This is a genomic window from Deinococcus radiotolerans (assembly GCF_014647435.1).
Lineage (GTDB): Bacteria > Deinococcota > Deinococci > Deinococcales > Deinococcaceae > Deinococcus > Deinococcus radiotolerans.
In genome coordinates this window covers 730,718-747,409 of sequence record NZ_BMPE01000001.1, presented here as the reverse complement: position 1 = coordinate 747,409, position 16,692 = coordinate 730,718, and the positions used below count along the sequence as shown (strand labels likewise).

Below are 16,692 nucleotides of genomic sequence, written 5' to 3'. Positions count from 1 at the left end.
ATGTCGTACACCGAGACCGTCAGTAAGTTGCTGGCGAGCAACTTTCACCTCTTGGTTCAGCCCCTCGAGCGGGACGGGGATGGGGATCTCACCCGGGGGCCCATCCTGCTCCCCGAGGCGCAGAAGATCGACCGTGACGCCAGCACGGGCAACCTCACCTGGGCGTTCGAGTACACCGACCTGCTCACCCCCCTCACAGGGCTCCTGGCCCGCAACCCGCAGCAGCACCGCACGCGGGGCGGCACGCACGTCGTCATCGCGGACCCCGGCGTGGGCCTCGTGACCGTCACGTACCGCGTGGGCATCTACAGCGACGTCAGCAGCGTCGGCACGGCCACCGGCGTCCTGTACCTCAGCGAGACCGGGTACGACCCCGGCCGGTACCGGCAGACGCTGACCCTGATGCGCTGTGACCGCCTGCACGTGCGGGACGGCACCGTGGTGACCCCGTGACCGTCACGTACCTGTTCGCCACCTGGGCGCGCGTGCCCACGCCCAGCCCCAGCTACCCCGAAGACACGGGCATCAGCTGGACCACGGTCACCGGCTCCAGTGGCCTCACCGCTTACCTCAACGATGATCTCGAGGGACCCATCGCCCTGAACGAGGCGCTGAACGCGTGGTGCCAGGACGTGGGCATCTCATCCGCTCAGACGGGCGCCAGCAGCGGCCCGAATGATCACGCCTGGTACGTTCAGCTCCCGGCGCCACTGCCCAACTACCCCTACGACCCCATGACCGGGGAGCCGATCCCCGACCCGAACCAACCGGGGCCGGGCGTGGGTGGCCCCTGGGCCGGGGGGCTGGGCGCGGCGGGGGTGGATGGCAGCCCGGCGCCCCCACCGCCGCCACCCAGGCCGTACGGGGACTGCACCGGGCAGACGTACCTGATGCTCAGCGGGCTGCCGATCACAACGGCCACGCGCGCTCCACAGCGTGCGAGCGACGGGCATCTGATCCCCGGCAGCAATGGCATGGAGGCACCGGCCAAACTCTGGAGCTTGATCTACGCGGAGGGTGCAGGCGGCCTGCTGGACTTCACGCAGCCGCCCACCCGATTCATGCAGCAGCAGTGGGTGCCCGCTGCCGACGGCCAGGTGCTGTGGTCGGGGGTCGGCATCACCGGCCCGAACCTCGAACTGGAACCCTTACCGGTCGTGCTGGACGGCGTCACGTACACCCCGGCCCAGCGGTACTACCGCGTCCCGACCGGCTGCGGGGACGCTGGCGTGCCAGTCACGTACCTGCCGCAACCCGGCCCCGGCCTGCTCGAGGATCCAGTGCGGGTGCAGCTGGGTGAGGATCAGTCCGGTCTCTTCCGGGACAACCGGGTGAGCCTGACCTACCCGGACCGCGCGCCCGTCAGCCTCAGCACGCCCTACCGGATCGGCCTGGAAGTCGAACCCACACAGGGCGTGATGAGCTTTGAGCTGTCCAGCCGCCGCCTCGACACCGATTCCGGACTCGTGGAGTGGACGGGGGAGACCATCCTGGGCCGCCTGAGCCGCATCTACCCCTTCCCGGAGGGCTTCTTCCGGACCGGCCCCTTCACAGCGAGGGGCGCGCTGGAGGTGCTCCTGGGGGAGATGCGCGCGACATACGACTGGCTCGGCTGGGAGGACCTGCCCGAGTTCTACCTGCGCGGGGATGGGGAGCTGTTCCCCGTCTGGTTGCAGGCGCTGGTCATCGAGGCGCCCCAGGACGGGCCCGGCCCGAGCGCGCAGGACGTCCTCAAGATGTTCTTCGAGCCATTCGGCGGGTATGGGTTCAGGGTGTCCCGCTGGGGCCGTCTGGAGGTCATCGCCCCACCCTGGGCATCTGGAGGCGTGCCAGAGCCTGCGCTGACCCTGACGAATCTGGACCTCACCGAGGGCGGGACGAGCACCCTGGATGACTCGCAGGTGGTCAACGTCTGCACCGTGACCAGCCAGGGGTATGTGTTCCAGGAGGGCGAGGTGCTCCCGCCGGCCAGTGTCCGGATTGGGACGCATTACGACGCTACCGGTGTGGATGTGGGCAGCGCCCTGTGGCAGCCCGCGGACGGCGTGCACCCCGGTGGTGGTCCCCTGAGCATCCAGGTGCACGCCACGGTCTGGGCCGACACCGGGTTCATCGGGCCGGACCGGGAGTTGGACGGGGGCACGCAGACCGTCAGCCTTCCCATGACGCCCGGCGCGACGGTGACGGCCACGTTCAACGTCAGCTACAGCGCGTTCAGCTCCTCGCAGGCCAGCGTGACGTTCACGGTCACGAACGACCTGGCCGTGCGGGTCACGCCCCGCCTGATCCGCAGCACCAACCCCACCCGCTACGACTACCTGTTCGAGTTCACGGCCACCGGGCAGACGTTCGGACGCAGCGCCACCAAGATCGTCGCTACATACGGCGAGACGGAGACGGGCGTGGACCTCGCCGCCAGCCTCGCGGAGTACGGACGGCGGGAACTCACCCTCGACACCGGCGTGTACCAGATCGACGCGGCCACCGCCCTCAGCATGGCCCGCGCCGTGGTCACCGATCGCATGAACCCCCGCGAAGTTCTGACCCTCTCCCAGGCGCCCCCGTACCCGGTGCGGCCCGAGCACGTGGGCCGCCTGATCGACGTCCCCGGCGCGCGCGGCCTCGTGACCGGCTGGTCGTACAGCGAGGCGCACACCCCGCAGCAGTCCCAGAGCAGCAGTCAATTCACGCTCAGTGTCGAGCAGCGGCTCGTTCTGAATCCCGTCCCCCTGCCCGGTGGCGACACGTTGAATCGTGCCACCGAACGCCGCTATCACCGCGCCCGCTGGGGCGCGGTTCGCTTGAAGGAGTGACCATGCGTTACACGAAACCCATTACCGAGCTCGCCGTGAACAGCCTCAATGAACGCCAACTGGAGGCACACCACCTCGACGACAACTTCGCGGCCCAGGATGACGCCATCGCCACGATCACGCGGGCCCTGTTTAGTGCCGGTGGCGTGGCCGTGCCCGGGAGCGTGACCCTGACTGGCACGAACCTGCGCGTGCAGGGCCGCGTGGGCATCACGCTGGACGCCACCGCCGTGGTCCGGATCGCGGACGAGACCCTGGCCCTGGCGACCCTGGCCGCCGGGAAGGGGCTTGTGATCATCGTGCCCACCCCGACCACCATCAACCGCAGCTACACCGACGTCGTGACGGGTGAGACCCTGACCGACACCATGAACGTCAGCCTGGGCCGCCTCGCCGTGCTGGGCGCGAGTGAGGCGGGCGTGACCCTGGACGGGAGCGGGTACCCCGTCTGCCCGGCGAACGCGGTGCCCGTGGCGCAGGTCACGCGGACCAGTAGCAGCGTCACGCTGGATACGGTACTGGCGCCCGTCCCCACGGTGAACACGGTGGCGGGTCCGGCAGGGGCTCCGGGCACCCCAGGGACCAATGGCACCAACGGCGTGAGTGTCACCGGCGCGACCATCAACGGCAGCAACCACCTCATCCTGACCCTGAGCGACAACAGCACCATCGACGCGGGCGCTGTGGGCAGCACGACGGGCAACAGCTCGGGTGGCGTGATCCGGGGCAACTGGGCGGCCAACACGGCCTACAACGCCAATGACGTGGTCCTGCAGGGTGGAGTGGTGTACTACGCGAAGACCACCTTCACGTCGGGCAATTCGTTTAGCGCGGCCAACTGGAACGCGTGGCCTGACCTGACGGGGACAAGCGGCCTGACGATTCGTGAGCAGGACGGCAGCCCCAGCGCCGTGTTCACCACCCTCGAACTGCCCAACGGCACGGTGACCGATCAGGGTGGCGGGGTGGCACGCTACACCCCCACGGTCAGCACCGTGAGCGGCGTGAACCGTGGGGCGTGGACGGCCAGCACCAACTACGCGGCGAATGACATCGTGTCCTATAACGGCGCGATGTACTACGCGAAGGCCGCGTTCACGAGCGGGAGTTCGTTCAGTGCAGCGAACTGGACGGCGTGGCCGGATCAGGTGGGCAGCGGGGGCAGCACGCTCCGTGCCACCGTGAATGCCTCGCCCCCAGCGAATCCCTCTGTGGGGGACCTCTGGAAAATCCCTGGGAGCTACCTGTGTACCTGCGTGAGCGTCAGCCCCACGAAATGGGAGGACGCGACCGGCGTGGACCGCACGCCCGCCCCCACCACGTCCTACCGGTACTACCGCCTGAACGTCACGGCGAACAACGGTGCAGACCGGCAGGGTACAGCCGAGCTGATCCTGCGGACCACATCGGGCGGAGCGAACATCGCACTGAACAAACCCGTGCTGACGAACGGGGACACCAGTTACGACGCGTACCTCACGGACGGCATCACGAACGGTGGCAGCAGCTTCAACGGGACATTCTCCACCTCGTTGCCGAACACGCTCCGCGTGGACCTCGGCACGGCGCAGATCGTCGCGGAGTACGTGGTGTATAGCTACGGGTTTAACGCCGGTGCGGACATCCGCAGCTTCAAGGACTGGACGTTTGAGGGCAGCAACGACGGCAGCAGCTGGACGGTGCTGCACACGGTTACCGACCAGACCGGCTGGACGTTCGGGCAGGCCAGGACGTTCACGCTCTAACCCACTCCGCCCCAGCCTCCCGGCCCTGGGGCGGTTCCCATTCCCTGGCCGGATCAGGAGCCGCATGCCTCAACTTCTCACCCCGACAGGAGCGACATGAAAGACCCCCTCGTCATCCTCACCTGGATCGTCGGTCTTGGCCTGCTGCTGGTCCTCGGTCGGTACGCCGTGACCGGGCAGCTCGACGACAAGATCCTCGCTGGCATGGGCACCATTCTCGGCGGCCTGATCACAGCGCTCGCCACTCGCAAAAAGGACGGTGACAGCAATGGCCGTAACACCCCTTGATCTGATGGCCGCCGTGGCCCTCCTCGCGTTCGTCTCCGGCATGGGGGGCGTCACGTACCGCGCCGTCATGCTCCTCGTGCAGCTCATCGCGCCCAAGCCCCACTGGCGCGAGCGGGGGGCCCTGCTGGTCATCCTGGCGCTGGGGTACCTCGCGCTGCTGGCGCTGGACGTGCCGAGTGTGCTGGCGAGCCTGCGGAACGACACCAGTCACGCCACGCCGGACAGCGTGATCCGCACAGCTGTGTTCGCGTTCTGGCTGTGGGTCCTGAACACCATCCTGCTGATGCTGGCCCGCGGCACGCTGGGCCCACAGCCCCGGTGGCGCCGGTGAACGCTGGGGTGATCGGCCTGCTGCTGATCGGGCTGGCGCTGGGCGTGGCGAGCGTGGCCTGCTGGCGCTTCATGCTCAGCCCACTCAGCCGCTGGGCACCGGGGTTGCTGAGCGCGGCGTACTACGCGGCCATGTGGATCTGGCCGCACGAGGCCATCATGGCCGCCCGCGTGGGTGCCACGTATCCGGTGGGGCCGGGGTTGCGCCTGACGCTGGCGGGCCTCGCCCTGGTACTGGCGGTGATCGAACTCTCGGTGCGGCTGACGCGATCCGTGCGGCAGAACGCGGCCCTCAGGGCTCGTCTGGCAGAGCTGGAAAGGGGAGACCATGACGACTGAATTTGAACGGGCACACCAGTTCACCGCGAAGTGGGAAGGCGGGTACGTGAACCACCCCAGCGACCCGGGCGGTGAGACGAACCTGGGCGTGACCCGCAAAGTCTGGGAGGCGTGGGCGAAAGAGCGCGGCCTGCCCGTGAAGCCCATGAAGGCGCTGACCATGCAGGACGTGCTGCCGCTGTATCAGGCGCGGTACTGGCCCGCCGCGTCCGGCCTGCCCTGGCCGCTGAACGCCGTGGCGTACGACATCGCCGTGAATCACGGGCCGGGCAACCTGCGCCTGATGCTGGCGCAGGTGCCGGACGGGGTGCCCGTGGCCCGCGCGTCCCGCCTGATCGATGCGCGCGAGCAGTTCTACCGCGGCATCGTGCAGCGCACCCCGTCCCAGGACGTCTTCCTGAAGGGCTGGCTGCGGCGCGTCACGGCGCAGCGGGAATGGCTGGCCGAGCAGGTGCAGGCACCGCCCATCCCGCGCATCTTCCTGCGGGACATGCGGGGCGAGAACGTGCAGTGGGACGGGAAGCCCACCATCTACAACGGCACGCGCCTGAGCCTGTACCCGGACGGTGCGCTGCAACTGGAACGGACCGAGTAAATCGGTAGGCCGCGTCCGCTGGGACGCTGACAATCCACCCTCTCCCGGCCCCCTCACTGGGGGCCGCGCCCATTGAGGTCCCCCATGAACCAGTTCACGATCCTGTCCGCCATCGTTGCCCTCGGCACCGCCACCCGCGCGGGCGCACCCCTGAACACGACCATCGTCCAGCCGTGGCTCGACAAGCACCTGCCCAATCTCGTGACCAAGGCCCAGGCCCTGCGCGACGGTGCCACCTGGACCGAGGTGGGCGCCCTGATCGAAGCCGCGGTGCAGGCCGCCCAGGAGCTCAAGCCCGTTCTGGCGGGCACGGCCCGCGCCGCGTTCGTACTGGCGGTCGTGCAGTCCCTGGTGCGGGAGTTCGCCCCGCCCAGTGCGCAGTGGCTGCTGATGCTCCTGAACAGCCCCTTCGCGGCCATGCTGATCGAGATGGCCTTCAAGAGGCTATTCCCGGGCGGCTGACCCACCCTCTAAGAATTCTTCGATAGTGCCCTAAAACTGCCCCCACCCTGGCCTGAGCGCTGGGGTGGGGGCAGTTTCCTTGCGTGCCACTATGACTCATGCCCGTAGGTCCAACCATCACCATCACACTCACTCGCGAAGACCATCGCCGCGCCGAAAAAGCTGCCAAACGCCTCGCCATCCCACTGGAAGTCCTGGCCCGGAACGCGGTCATCACGGCTATTGAAGGTGTGAAACTGAAGCCGGAATACACCCCTCAGCAACTCACCTGGATTCACCGGAAGGGTCGAGCGGAAGGCAAAGTCTGGACGGAAGAGGAGCTGCGTGAGCGGAACCTACCCCTCTTCTGGAGTAAAGCGTGGGTTGAGGATCAACTCGCGCAGGGGAACAGTTACGCACAGATTGCCCTCAACGCGGGCGGGTGGCAGGTCGTAGCGGTCAGCACGCACCTGCGCCGCGTGCACGGGATCCAGAAAGTTCATCGCAAGACAGAGGCACAGAAGGAAGCCATCCGCGCCCGAATTCAGCAGGGCGCCACGCGCGAAGAAATCATGCGTGAGTTCGAGTTGAGCGACTTCGGTGCCGGGCAGTACTTCAAGCTGGAGGGCGCCCGCACGGAACTCCAGCTGCGCTTCCTCCAGGAGGCGGAGAAGGTGCCCTGGCCCGCGACGCGCGAGCAGATCGCGGACATATTGTTCGGTGGGGTGAAACACAAGGCGAACAACTGGGTCAGCGTGCGTCTGGAGCGGGGCTGGTTGGTGAAGGTCGCGTACGGTCAATACGAGTTGGCTCCGGAGTTCCGGGAATCGTGACCTTTTACCCCTTCCCATGTAAGGACAATGTGAGAGAAAACAGCTACGCTGATATTCGTAGCCACGGGACACGTGACTGCACAAGCCATACGCAGACCCGCCGGACCCATCCATCCCTTACCCGGCGTGGTCGCACCAGGAGTCGACATGAAGAACAGCACCCAAGGCTTCACCCTGATTGAGTTGCTCATCGTCATCGCCATTATCGGGATCCTCGCGGCCGTTCTGATCCCCAACCTGCTCGGCGCCCGCGCCCGCGCCAAGGACCAGGCGGCCCTGTCCTGCGGTAAGGCCATCCAGACCGCCCAGGCACTGCGTGAAACCGACGGCAAAGCCGTCATCACCGCTGCCACCAAGGCTGTGGATGCTACTTCCCCCACCGTCACCGCACCCAACGGCGAGACCTGGGACGCCACCACCATCTCCGCCTGCGGTACTGGCGTCGTGATTGCTGCGATGACCGGCGCCCCCACCGGCGACGGCGCCTACGGCTTCGACGTGTCCGTCCCCACCGCCAGCGGCGGCACCGGCACTGCCTACCACGTCACCAACAGCAGCCTCAAGAAGTAAGTCCAAATAGGGGGGTCATCTTAGGATGACCCTTTTTCGGCTATAACGAGGATTGTATGAAAAACAACACTCAAGGTTTCACGCTGATCGAGTTGCTGATTGTGATCGCCATCATTGGGATTCTGGCCGCTGTCCTGATCCCCAACCTGCTGGGCGCCCGCGCCCGTGCGAAAGATCAGGGCGCTCTGTCTTGCGGTAAGGCCATTCAGACCGCTCAAGCGCTGCTTGAAACGGATGGCAAACCCCTTATCACCACCGCTACCAAGGCCGCTGCTGACACCTCAGTTACGACCACCGTTCCTACTGGCGGGACTGATTGGGATTCCGCTACCATCACGCCCTGTAACGCAACGGGCGTCGTGATTGGTGCTATGACCGGCGCTCCTACCGGGGCGGGCGCTTATGGCTTTGACGTGAGCGTAGATACCGCCAACGGTGGTACGGGCACCGCCTACCACGTCACCAACAGCAGCCTCAAGAAGTAAACCGTAAGGGCCGAAAGCCGCCCTTCGGGGCGGCTTTTGCCATACCTGGAGCGTTATGAACAACAGCACCCAAGGCTTCACCCTGATTGAGTTGCTGATCGTCATTGCCATTATTGGCATTCTCGCGGCCGTGCTGGTGCCGAACCTGCTCAGTGCCCGCGCGCGGGCCAAGGACCAAGCCGCGATCGCGTGCGGCAAGTCCATCCAGACCGCGCAGGCCATGCTGGATACCGACGGACTCCCCGTCATCGCGGCGGCCACCAAGGCAGCCACCGCCACCACGATCACCACGACCGTCCCGACCGGCGGCACCGACTGGGATTCAAGGGTGCTCGGGCCATGCAATGCCGTGGGGCTCGTGGTGAACGCCGGAACTGCACCGGTCAGCGGTGAAAGCTCGTACACCTTTGACGTGTCCGTCGCCACCACGCATGGCGGTACCGGTGTGGCGTACCACGTCACGAACAGCACCATCAAGAAATAAGTCTGTCAGAGCGCGCCCTGAACCAGACGATTGCACCCCCAACTGCTTCACGCAGTTGGGGCTTCTTCATCCTGCTTCCAGCTCTGCGTCAAACCACCTCAGGTCTACAAATGCCTCAGCTAACCGGGGCGTCACGTCCCGCCGCGCGTACCACTGTGCCTTCGGCTCCCAGTAGCCCGCGTACAGGGGCAGGGGAGACGAGAGGGGCGCCGTGGCCTGCCGCAGCATCAGGGACGCGCCGTACTCGTCCGCGAGGCACCGCCGCAACTCCGCCACGCCCTCTGGCACGGCGTCCCAGTCTGCGGGGACGATCACCAGCAGCACCGGGCGCAGCAGGTCAGGCGTCATACCCCTGAGCGTAAGCTGGGGCGAACGGTGGGACTGTGGTCAGAGGAACGCCCGCATCTCAGCGCCGGCCAAGATGGCGGCGTTTTCTACTGCCTTAAAAACTCGCATGTCCGAATGCAGTTCGGACAGGCTGGCTGATTCTGAAGCGTCCCACACGTGTTTGAGCGATGGGGAAGTTCGGGGCGCGCACGTGGAAGTGCGCGCCTTTCTGCGCGGTGAAGTGCACGTCGAGGTCATCGAGGAGGGCCATGTACTCAGCGTCTTCGAGACTGGGCAGCCCATCGGCAAGGTCGGTGAGTTTCGGTGCGGGCAGGATGGGCGTGCTGATTGGGACGAGAGCTTGGATCTGACCTTGCAGGTCATCGCGGCGCCGCACGAACTCCGCCCGGTCAATCAGGCCTTCCAGGTGCAGGTCGATCAGGGCCGCTCGGCGTACCTCGAGGAGGGCCCACTGGGCTTCGTGGGGGTCTGCCTGTCGTCGGCTGACCAGGCAGGCCAGCGTCTCGGCGTCGCGCAGGGCGATCCGCCAGGGCAAGGCGCGCGGCGCCGTCCACGGTGCTCACGGTGTAGAAGCTGTTGCTGCCCTTCCCGCTCACGGGGCAGGTAGGCGTGCCGCGCCGCTCTGGGCTGCACCCCAAGACGCAGTTCACCACCCGCATGTCGCAGGAGGCACTAGGCCAGGCGGGGCTGACCTCCGCTGGCCTGTTTGAAGCGAGCTGCAGCCTAGAATGCACGGTCAGCAACATGCCCAACTTGGAAGAGTAGACCGAAGCTCAGATCTAGGAAGAGCTGGCCAACAACCGGGCGCTGAACGGGCAGGAATCCCTGTTCCTGGATGACATCCCCCACCTGCCCGACATGGATCTGGACCCCACCGTGCCGGTGTATGAACCCTAGGACGTCGACATCACACCCGCCTTCGACGAGCCGGTGTACGTGGATGTGGGACCCGTGTCGCCCCGCATGACCCTGGACACCAAACAGCCGAACGAGGACCTACCGTTTCCAATCAACCGTCCGGGCATCGCGGGCTGATGTCAGCCACCCCTGATGTACTCGTTTCCCCATTAGCGGTAAAGGCCTACGACCACGTACCGCCCAGCCACGACGGTGGGCTGCATGTTCATCGGCGACAGGTAATACCACACGGCGTCAATCTCAGCGCCCAGTGTCTTCTGATGTCGGGTCGTGGCCTCCATCACGTCAATCAGCCAGTCCATGTCCACCGCGATCAGTCCCTGGGTGGTCCACGCCTCGCCACGTTCACCCGTGGCCAGCTCAAAGTCATGTTCGGTCAAGGTGGTGAAGTCGAAGTCCACCCATGTCCCTTCAGAGGAAAGCAAGGCGGTTCTCCCATTGAACGATTGCACCTGATAGCAGGGCACGTCAACGACACCCGCACGTGGAACCGTCGAACTGGACAGCGGATAAATAACGGGGGTCATGCTCCCGAGGGTAGTTCACTCCCGTTCCCGAGGACCCAAGCATGAACCAACGCTTACGCTGCTGTTCCAGCCGCTGCTCCGTGAGGAAAGCCGGATGACCACCGTTCAACCCCTCGCCACCCAGGAGCTGACCCCTCTCGCTCGTTTGGAAGGCACCATCCAGCAGGAACTGGCCGCAAATCGCCAGCTGGAACAGGATCACGCGCAGCTGATGGCCGACATGGGCGCGCAGCCTCTGCTGACCGGCACGGGGGAAAGCGAGGCGCTACCCGAAATCGGCGATCAGGACCCTGTGACCGAAGTGCAGGACGTGCCTGGAACGGATGATCCCCTATACGTTGACGCCGGGCCCGTCCCGCCTTGCATGACGCTGGACCCCGAACAGCCGGGCGAGGACCTGCCCTCCAACCTGCCCGACACCGACGGCGCCGCTGACTGACCAGGGAACGGGGGCGTTCCGCGCCGGTCCCGGGGACGAGCCAAACAGCATCAAGAGCAAACGAAAGGAAGTGGCTCTTCACCACTCCCCCCGTGCCAAGTAAGGTCCCATCTCGTCCCTTATTCACCAGACGCAAAGGTCTGGCGCCGTGTTGTCCGAAGACGCTACTCCCGTCCATCCGCCAGCTGGGCCTACCTCTTTTCGGCTCTTTTAACATACAACAGCCACCGCGTTTCGCGGGTGGCAGAATTGGCGGCACTGAAACAGTATGAAGGGGACGCGCTGTGACCCTGCCCGCCCTGACCGTCACGCAGCGCCAGGTGCTCAGCGCGGCAGCCCCCAGTCCAGACCTGAACACGCCTAGGACCATGAAAAATGCCCACCCGGATCTTCGGGTGGGCAGGAACACGCCGGTCAGGCGCGCGCGGCTTTCAAGTTGATCGTGTTCGCCGCGGACGTCAACGTCAGGTCCGTGTCCTTCTCCTCCTGCTCTGTCATGCGCAACTGCATCATGTGATCTGGCAAGCCCAGCACCTCCGCGTACCGCACCACCGTGCCGTACCCCGCGATTTCGTAGTGCTCCACCCGCTGCGCCGCCGCGATCAACCCGGCGTCTTTCACGTCAGGCGCAGCGTTCTCCTTGATCATCTCCTCGCCCTCCGCGATCAGGCCCTGCATCGCCTTGCAGGTGTGCCCACCCGGGTCCTTGTTCAGGGATTTGAACAGCCCCTCAAGGCGCTGCACATGCACCTTCGTCTGATCCAGGTGCCGCTCGAAGCCTTGCTTGAGCTGGGCGTCACTGGCGGCCGCTGCCATCTTCGGCAGCGCCTGAACAAGCTGCGTCTCAGCAGAGTACAAGTCCTTGAGTTGTTCAACGTACAGGTCCTGCAGGTTCTTCAAGGTCGTCATGGTGCCTCCTTGTGGAGTCTTCACTGTGACCCGACACGTTCCGACCATCCCTCGAACCGCGTGAAGCATCCCTTGCGGCGATTGAACAAGGCACCTCATCTGGACGAGCAGCAGCACTTCGCTCAGCTCGAACGTGTGACCCAAAACGGCCTGCACGAGTTCCAACGGACCGGCAGTGCCCTCGCGGAGATCCGGGATGGTCGCCTGTACCGTGCCGCCCACACCACCTTTGACGTCTACTTACAGGAACGCTGGAATTTCAGCCGGCAGCACGCCGGGCGCCTGATCGCCGCTGCCGAAGTGGCCTAGGTGCTGGAACCAATTGGCTACACACGCGAGAACGAGCACCAGGCCCGCTGGCCCGAGGGAAAAGCGGCGGCGAAAGTCGTTCAGGAACTGGCGCCTGAGCAGGTCGCCACTGTTGCGAAGTTCATCCAGACCACGACGGGCAGCGCGAAGCCTACCACCAGCCAGATCAGGGCCGTGGCGGAAGTCGTGCAGGCCATCGATGATCACGGCACCGTGGCGCCCCCCGTGAATGGCGAGCCCCTACCGTTCACAGACCTGCCCGAACCCGCCCGCATGGCCATGATCCACGAGAACGTCAGCATCGGCACCCACGAGCGCCTGCAGCGCCAGAAGACTCACGTGCAGGGAAGCACCATTCAGGCCAAGAGCAACGGTGGTGCCTGAGCCCCGCGCAGCAGGGCCTGACCGCCACCCAGGAGCTCCGCATCGTCATTAAGCGCGATCTCAGTGGGAACCCCAAGGAGGAGGCCCTGATCATCGACACCGCCATCCACGCGACCATCGCCTTCGGTGAACCCGCCGAGTGGCTGAAGAAGGCCGTCCTGAACCTTGTCGAGGAGGTGAAGGCCTGATGCATAAGCGCCCCAGCCCGATGAAGCTCTGGCAGGAATCGAACGGTGACGAGGTCCAGTACGTGCAGCTGATGCGCCAGTACGGCCACATCGTCGAGCGCAACCGGGACGCTGAAGGGAGCCTCGTTACAGCGCAAAGGAGATGGCGGAACTGGTTCTGCTGACCACCGCCCGCTTCCGCAGCTACCACCGCGCAGCCCACGGGCACCTTCCTGAAGACGTACTGGTCACGGAGAAGATTGCCAAGGTGCTGAAAGGCGAGGTGATCGCGGAGTGAAGGCGCCCTACTTCACGTACTGCCGCCTGTGTGGCGCTCGCTGGGTCGCCATCCCGGAGTGATCAAGTGGCACAAGCCCGGCTACAAGCTGGTCAACCCCAAGACGGGCTCCACGCTGCCTGAGACGCCCTGGCAGGTGAGCCGATGACGCAGCTCAGTCACCGCACCAGGCGCACCCGGACCTAACCGAGTGCCACCGCGCGCACCCAGAAGGCGTTCGCTGAACTGAATCCCAAAGGACTCGCCGGGCAGCATGACAAGACCCTGGAGTGGCTCCCCGTGGAGCAGCCGTGAGGGCTTCAAGCCAGCAGGAGCTCCGTCTCGCCCTGCTGAATGTCCTGCACAGCTTCCAGGACCACCTGTGCATCCTGCGCTGGGTCTACACCCGTCCAGTGCCGGCGGATGACGCCCCGAGGATCCACCAGGAACGTCTCGCGCTTCGGTCGGCCCACCGCCTCGCCCGGCCACGGGTTATCCAGCAGGTCAAACGCGCGGCTGATCTCTTGATCCCCATCGTTCACGAGCGGGTAGCCCAGCTTGCACGTCGAGCGGAAGTGCAGCTGATCCTGCCGAGGATCCCCGTTGATGCCCACCACATCAACATTCAAGTCCTCAAAGCCCGCAAGGCGCGCCTGATACTGCCGGGCCTGCAATTGACAGTGCGTGGTGACCGTCTTAGGAAAGAAGAACAGCACGCGCCAGCGGCCGGGCGTCGGCTCATACGGGCGGCCATTGTCCTGAACTGCCACGAACTCTGGAAGGATGTCACCAGTGGAAAGCGCCATGTTTTCATCCTAGGTAACGCGTCTTACATTCCCATTGATGGGAGCACAGCGTGAATCCCTTCCCGAACCGGCACGCGGCGGAAGCCTACCTCAGCCGGATCAGTGATCCAGTCGTACGCGACGCGACTCGTACTCGACTGGGCCTGGATCTTGGTAATCCACCTCCACGGACCTTGCCTGCACAATCTGCTGAATCAACCCGTGAATCCACGTCAGTTCTGCCAGTGGTCTTACAAGCGGACTCACCCGAACAGTGGGGGTGCCCTTCCGCCCTCGCGTTCACGCTGCCCCAGGTCAACAGCCTGATAGACCTCTCCACCAGGAGGAGGGCGAGCGCCCAAGGCCGTCAGTTACGAAGGACAACCGTAGGCTCGCTTCAGGCGAGCGACCGGAGTCATTCTGGGTTCCTCATCGCCTGACTAGGGGTAGACCGCAGTGCGTCATGGGTGTTTCTGTTCGCACCGCACGTGTCTGGGTGACCCGTCAGTCCACAGTCGCCCCTCCGTCAGATCTGCGGCCGCAAGAGGATCAGGGCCTTATGGACGGTTGGATCACCGGCGGCGAGGCGTGCAGTGAGATGTCGGTACAGGTGCTCATGGACCTCAGGTCGCAGGTCCTCGGCCCATGGTCCTGTGGCGTCGGCCAGGAATACTCCACGAATATCCAGTTGCCCGGTCTGTAGCAGATCAGGCGCGGCGAACAGCTGATCGGGCAGCCATGACACGGTGACGGTGAACAGTGGATTGAGGCGGTACCGGCCGTTCTGCACGATGACCGGATCGCTACCTTCTGGCAGGTGAGCGCTGAGGGCGGTGCGGAGGCTGCGCAGCGTCTTCTTGAACCGGTCGATGACTTTGGGACCCATGGCTTCCTCCCACAGGGCGGCCATGATCTGTTTGCGGGTGCTCGGTCCAGTCAGGGCCAGATAGGCGAGGAGTTCGGTCGAGCGGCGCAGCGGAAAACTTAGGAGCTGCGTCTGTCGGTAAGCCTCGACGTCCCCGTACAGCTCTAGGCGGAGGACAATTGAGCCGGCGCTGCCCAGTGTAAACACCTGCTGTATCCGAGCCGTCCAGCCGGGCTGCTGGGCCAGCCAGGTCAGCGTGGGGGTGAGGAGCGCAGTGTCTGTCTGGAGGGGAGCGTCGTGACCCAAGCTGGCGAGCGCGCGTTCAAGATGGGTGAGTTCCGGCTGACCGGAGGTGTTGAAGGCAATGGCAATCAGATACAGATGGGCCCTGACCTGATTCCAGTTATCCAGACTTCCGTCCAGGGCTGCGTGAAACTGGGTGGCGGCATCCGACCAGTTCTGCCGTGCGTAAGCGATGACCCCGGTGCTGAATGCCACGTGCGCTTCGCCGTCTGGGTCATGCCCGAGCATGTTGCGAGCCCGGCGCAGCGTCTCGTCTGCTTCCTCAAACTGAGCGTCGAAGGCGAGCCGCTCGGCTGTCATCAGGTGTACCGTCGCCTCATCGGCAGACATCTGGAGGTCCTGCAGGAGAAGGGTGGCTTGCCGAACCGCGCTCCGGGTTTCGGCCGGCTGGCTGTAGCGGTGGTGGAGCGTGGCCTTTGACATGGCGATCCAGGCGCGGTGCCGGTCGGACAGGTGAGGGAGCTGTTCGGCGTCGTTCAGGTACTGCCGGGCCTCGACGAGGTGACCCTGGTCGCCCAACGCTCCGGCGTAGTTGTTGAGCAACACGGCCAGGAAACGCCACTGTGAGGTTCGTCGGTATAGGTCGGCAGCCTGCTGGAAGTGATACTCGGCCCGTGGCCAGTGCTGGAGGTTCTCGTGGGCGTAGGCCAGGGTGGCGTGGGCCAGTCCCATGTAAGACAAATTGACCTGAGTGGTCGCCTCACTCAGCATCGCCTCCGCGGCGGTCAGATGCTCCTCGTCAAGGTTAAGGCAGTCCAGGCACATGTTGATCTGATGCATGAGCCGGAGCCGGTCAAGGCCCTGCGGCTGTAGCGCCGTACCCTGGCGGGCCACGCGGAGCGCGAGGAGGTATTGACCATCGGCATGCAGCGAGTAGCTCAGTGCCTGCAGAAGGCGCGGGTTCCGATCTCCGCGGTCATAGGCGCGCTGCAGGTTCTGCCGGGCGGCCCCTGAATCCTCCCGACTGGCAACCACCTGATTGAGCCAGTAAGCTGCCTCCGCCCGCGGTCCCAGCCAGTCTGCCGGGATGGACCGAACTACGTCCTGGATGGCGTCATGTTCGCCCAGATGATGCCGGTCGCTGATCCACTCCTCCAGGCGACGGTCCAGGAGATCCTGGGCCCCGGCCCTGGCCAGCAGGGCTGCCGAGTGCACGATGTTTCCCTCCTGCGCGAGGGCCGCACTGACTTGACTGATGTGATCGCGGTAGCGGGCAGGCTGGGCCTGTTGATAGCGGCGTTCCAGCACTTCGAGTATATGGCGCGGCACGTGGATGCCGCCGTCGGCCTGCACCGGGAGGTTCAGCAGGTCGGTGATGATTGTCCACCAGTTCTCTGGGAGGTCGGGCGCTGTTCCGAGCGACCGTACAGGGTGCCAGTCCGGACTCAGGGCTAGGGGCAGAAGGGCCTGCAAGAGCGAATTGGTCAGCGTGGCGAAGGGGTCGTCGCCTTGCGCGGGGGAGGACGTCATGGCGTCATCCTAGAAGGATTTCCCCTGTTTTTCCCCTCCCAGTCCTTATCCTGATTTCGGTGATGTCA

General features: G+C 65.2%; 22 protein-coding genes. 16 read left to right on the top strand and 6 right to left on the bottom strand.

Annotation, left to right across the window (positions count from 1 at the left end; genetic code table 11):
* The 12 genes from IEY63_RS03640 (at position 1) to IEY63_RS22555 (ending at position 8,923) form a co-directional block, all read left to right on the top strand.
* Positions 1-453 (top strand): hypothetical protein, encoded by a 453-nt coding sequence (locus IEY63_RS03640; RefSeq protein WP_189067573.1) that lies wholly within the window; start codon positions 1-3, stop codon positions 451-453.
* Entirely contained in the window at positions 450-2,813 is a 2,364-nt protein-coding gene (locus tag IEY63_RS03635; protein WP_189067572.1) for a hypothetical protein, read from the top strand. Before IEY63_RS03640 ends, IEY63_RS03635 begins: the two co-directional genes overlap by 4 nt.
* Positions 2,814-2,815: 2 nt before the next feature.
* Positions 2,816-4,558, top strand: a complete 1,743-nt coding sequence (locus IEY63_RS03630) for a galactose-binding domain-containing protein (protein ID WP_189067571.1) — start codon at positions 2,816-2,818, stop codon at positions 4,556-4,558.
* Between the two features lie 96 nt (positions 4,559-4,654).
* Positions 4,655-4,846, top strand: coding sequence for a hypothetical protein (locus IEY63_RS03625; RefSeq protein WP_189067570.1), 192 nt, complete (start codon positions 4,655-4,657; stop codon positions 4,844-4,846).
* The gene (locus IEY63_RS03620; RefSeq protein ID WP_189067569.1) at positions 4,827-5,177 is read left to right on the top strand and encodes a hypothetical protein; all 351 of its coding nucleotides are present in this window, start codon (positions 4,827-4,829) and stop codon (positions 5,175-5,177) included. Before IEY63_RS03625 ends, IEY63_RS03620 begins: the two co-directional genes overlap by 20 nt.
* A complete protein-coding gene (locus tag IEY63_RS03615) occupies positions 5,174-5,515 on the top strand; it encodes a hypothetical protein (RefSeq protein WP_189067568.1) in 342 nt (113 codons plus the stop codon). The genes IEY63_RS03620 and IEY63_RS03615 overlap by 4 nt, the downstream gene beginning before the upstream one ends.
* Positions 5,505-6,110 carry a glycoside hydrolase family 108 protein gene (locus IEY63_RS03610; RefSeq protein WP_189067567.1) on the top strand — a complete coding sequence of 202 codons (606 nt, stop codon included), beginning with the start codon at positions 5,505-5,507 and terminating at the stop codon, positions 6,108-6,110. The genes IEY63_RS03615 and IEY63_RS03610 overlap by 11 nt, the downstream gene beginning before the upstream one ends.
* 84 nt (positions 6,111-6,194) lie before the next feature.
* On the top strand, positions 6,195-6,572 hold the full coding sequence (locus tag IEY63_RS03605) for a hypothetical protein (protein WP_189067566.1): 378 nt from the start codon (positions 6,195-6,197) through the stop codon (positions 6,570-6,572).
* Positions 6,573-6,670: 98 nt separating this feature from the next.
* Positions 6,671-7,384, top strand: coding sequence for a helix-turn-helix domain-containing protein (locus IEY63_RS03600; protein WP_189067565.1), 714 nt, complete (start codon positions 6,671-6,673; stop codon positions 7,382-7,384).
* Positions 7,385-7,531: 147 nt separating this feature from the next.
* Positions 7,532-7,954, top strand: a complete 423-nt coding sequence (locus tag IEY63_RS22140; protein ID WP_229784454.1) for a type II secretion system protein — start codon at positions 7,532-7,534, stop codon at positions 7,952-7,954.
* Between the two features lie 56 nt (positions 7,955-8,010).
* Positions 8,011-8,439 carry a type II secretion system protein gene (locus IEY63_RS22135; RefSeq protein ID WP_229784453.1) on the top strand — a complete coding sequence of 143 codons (429 nt, stop codon included), beginning with the start codon at positions 8,011-8,013 and terminating at the stop codon, positions 8,437-8,439.
* Positions 8,440-8,494: 55 nt separating this feature from the next.
* A complete protein-coding gene (locus IEY63_RS22555) occupies positions 8,495-8,923 on the top strand; it encodes a type II secretion system protein (RefSeq protein WP_189067564.1) in 429 nt (142 codons plus the stop codon).
* 66 nt (positions 8,924-8,989) lie between these two features.
* Here IEY63_RS22555 and IEY63_RS03580 read toward each other — a convergent pair whose 3' ends face one another.
* The 3 genes from IEY63_RS03580 to IEY63_RS03570 all read right to left on the bottom strand — a co-directional run bounded on the left by IEY63_RS03580 (position 8,990) and on the right by IEY63_RS03570 (position 10,716).
* Positions 8,990-9,271 (bottom strand): hypothetical protein, encoded by a 282-nt coding sequence (locus IEY63_RS03580; protein ID WP_189067563.1) that lies wholly within the window; start codon positions 9,269-9,271, stop codon positions 8,990-8,992.
* Between the two features lie 94 nt (positions 9,272-9,365).
* The gene (locus IEY63_RS03575) at positions 9,366-9,806 is read right to left on the bottom strand and encodes a hypothetical protein (RefSeq protein WP_189067562.1); all 441 of its coding nucleotides are present in this window, start codon (positions 9,804-9,806) and stop codon (positions 9,366-9,368) included.
* A gap of 532 nt (positions 9,807-10,338) precedes the next feature.
* Positions 10,339-10,716 carry a hypothetical protein gene (locus tag IEY63_RS03570; protein WP_189067561.1) on the bottom strand — a complete coding sequence of 126 codons (378 nt, stop codon included), beginning with the start codon at positions 10,714-10,716 and terminating at the stop codon, positions 10,339-10,341.
* A gap of 94 nt (positions 10,717-10,810) precedes the next feature.
* Between IEY63_RS03570 and IEY63_RS03565 the strand changes: the two genes are divergently transcribed.
* Positions 10,811-11,155 carry a hypothetical protein gene (locus IEY63_RS03565; RefSeq protein ID WP_189067560.1) on the top strand — a complete coding sequence of 115 codons (345 nt, stop codon included), beginning with the start codon at positions 10,811-10,813 and terminating at the stop codon, positions 11,153-11,155.
* Positions 11,156-11,569: 414 nt separating this feature from the next.
* Here the strand turns inward: IEY63_RS03565 and IEY63_RS03560 are convergent, their stop codons facing one another.
* A complete protein-coding gene (locus IEY63_RS03560) occupies positions 11,570-12,064 on the bottom strand; it encodes a YciE/YciF ferroxidase family protein (protein WP_189067559.1) in 495 nt (164 codons plus the stop codon).
* 60 nt (positions 12,065-12,124) lie between these two features.
* Between IEY63_RS03560 and IEY63_RS03555 the strand changes: the two genes are divergently transcribed.
* The 3 genes from IEY63_RS03555 to IEY63_RS22420 all read left to right on the top strand — a co-directional run bounded on the left by IEY63_RS03555 (position 12,125) and on the right by IEY63_RS22420 (position 13,222).
* Positions 12,125-12,373, top strand: a complete 249-nt coding sequence (locus IEY63_RS03555; protein ID WP_189067558.1) for a hypothetical protein — start codon at positions 12,125-12,127, stop codon at positions 12,371-12,373.
* A complete protein-coding gene (locus IEY63_RS03550; RefSeq protein WP_189067557.1) occupies positions 12,374-12,757 on the top strand; it encodes a hypothetical protein in 384 nt (127 codons plus the stop codon).
* Between the two features lie 330 nt (positions 12,758-13,087).
* The gene (locus IEY63_RS22420) at positions 13,088-13,222 is read left to right on the top strand and encodes a hypothetical protein (RefSeq protein WP_268239637.1); all 135 of its coding nucleotides are present in this window, start codon (positions 13,088-13,090) and stop codon (positions 13,220-13,222) included.
* A gap of 299 nt (positions 13,223-13,521) precedes the next feature.
* Here the strand turns inward: IEY63_RS22420 and IEY63_RS03545 are convergent, their stop codons facing one another.
* A complete protein-coding gene (locus IEY63_RS03545) occupies positions 13,522-14,007 on the bottom strand; it encodes a peroxiredoxin (RefSeq protein WP_189067556.1) in 486 nt (161 codons plus the stop codon).
* Between the two features lie 505 nt (positions 14,008-14,512).
* The gene (locus IEY63_RS03540; RefSeq protein WP_189067555.1) at positions 14,513-16,624 is read right to left on the bottom strand and encodes a hypothetical protein; all 2,112 of its coding nucleotides are present in this window, start codon (positions 16,622-16,624) and stop codon (positions 14,513-14,515) included.
* Positions 16,625-16,692: the final 68 nt, after the last annotated feature.

What these genes read in the sequence shown, in the direction of transcription:
- IEY63_RS03545 (WP_189067556.1), bottom strand. Translation starts at nt 14,007, where the DNA reads ATGGCGCTTTCCACTGGTGACATCCTTCCAGAGTTCGTGGCAGTTCAG.
- IEY63_RS03570 (WP_189067561.1), bottom strand. Translation starts at nt 10,716, where the DNA reads ATGACCCCCGTTATTTATCCGCTGTCCAGTTCGACGGTTCCACGTGCG.
- IEY63_RS03580 (WP_189067563.1), bottom strand. Translation starts at nt 9,271, where the DNA reads ATGACGCCTGACCTGCTGCGCCCGGTGCTGCTGGTGATCGTCCCCGCA.
- IEY63_RS22140 (WP_229784454.1), top strand. Translation starts at nt 7,532, where the DNA reads ATGAAGAACAGCACCCAAGGCTTCACCCTGATTGAGTTGCTCATCGTC.
- IEY63_RS03630 (WP_189067571.1), top strand. Translation starts at nt 2,816, where the DNA reads ATGCGTTACACGAAACCCATTACCGAGCTCGCCGTGAACAGCCTCAAT.
- IEY63_RS03610 (WP_189067567.1), top strand. Translation starts at nt 5,505, where the DNA reads ATGACGACTGAATTTGAACGGGCACACCAGTTCACCGCGAAGTGGGAA.
- IEY63_RS03565 (WP_189067560.1), top strand. Translation starts at nt 10,811, where the DNA reads ATGACCACCGTTCAACCCCTCGCCACCCAGGAGCTGACCCCTCTCGCT.
- IEY63_RS22420 (WP_268239637.1), top strand. Translation starts at nt 13,088, where the DNA reads ATGGCGGAACTGGTTCTGCTGACCACCGCCCGCTTCCGCAGCTACCAC.
- IEY63_RS03600 (WP_189067565.1), top strand. Translation starts at nt 6,671, where the DNA reads ATGCCCGTAGGTCCAACCATCACCATCACACTCACTCGCGAAGACCAT.
- IEY63_RS03620 (WP_189067569.1), top strand. Translation starts at nt 4,827, where the DNA reads ATGGCCGTAACACCCCTTGATCTGATGGCCGCCGTGGCCCTCCTCGCG.
- IEY63_RS03605 (WP_189067566.1), top strand. Translation starts at nt 6,195, where the DNA reads ATGAACCAGTTCACGATCCTGTCCGCCATCGTTGCCCTCGGCACCGCC.
- IEY63_RS22135 (WP_229784453.1), top strand. Translation starts at nt 8,011, where the DNA reads ATGAAAAACAACACTCAAGGTTTCACGCTGATCGAGTTGCTGATTGTG.
- IEY63_RS03540 (WP_189067555.1), bottom strand. Translation starts at nt 16,624, where the DNA reads ATGACGTCCTCCCCCGCGCAAGGCGACGACCCCTTCGCCACGCTGACC.
- IEY63_RS03640 (WP_189067573.1), top strand. Translation starts at nt 1, where the DNA reads ATGTCGTACACCGAGACCGTCAGTAAGTTGCTGGCGAGCAACTTTCAC.
- IEY63_RS03625 (WP_189067570.1), top strand. Translation starts at nt 4,655, where the DNA reads ATGAAAGACCCCCTCGTCATCCTCACCTGGATCGTCGGTCTTGGCCTG.
- IEY63_RS03560 (WP_189067559.1), bottom strand. Translation starts at nt 12,064, where the DNA reads ATGACGACCTTGAAGAACCTGCAGGACCTGTACGTTGAACAACTCAAG.
- IEY63_RS22555 (WP_189067564.1), top strand. Translation starts at nt 8,495, where the DNA reads ATGAACAACAGCACCCAAGGCTTCACCCTGATTGAGTTGCTGATCGTC.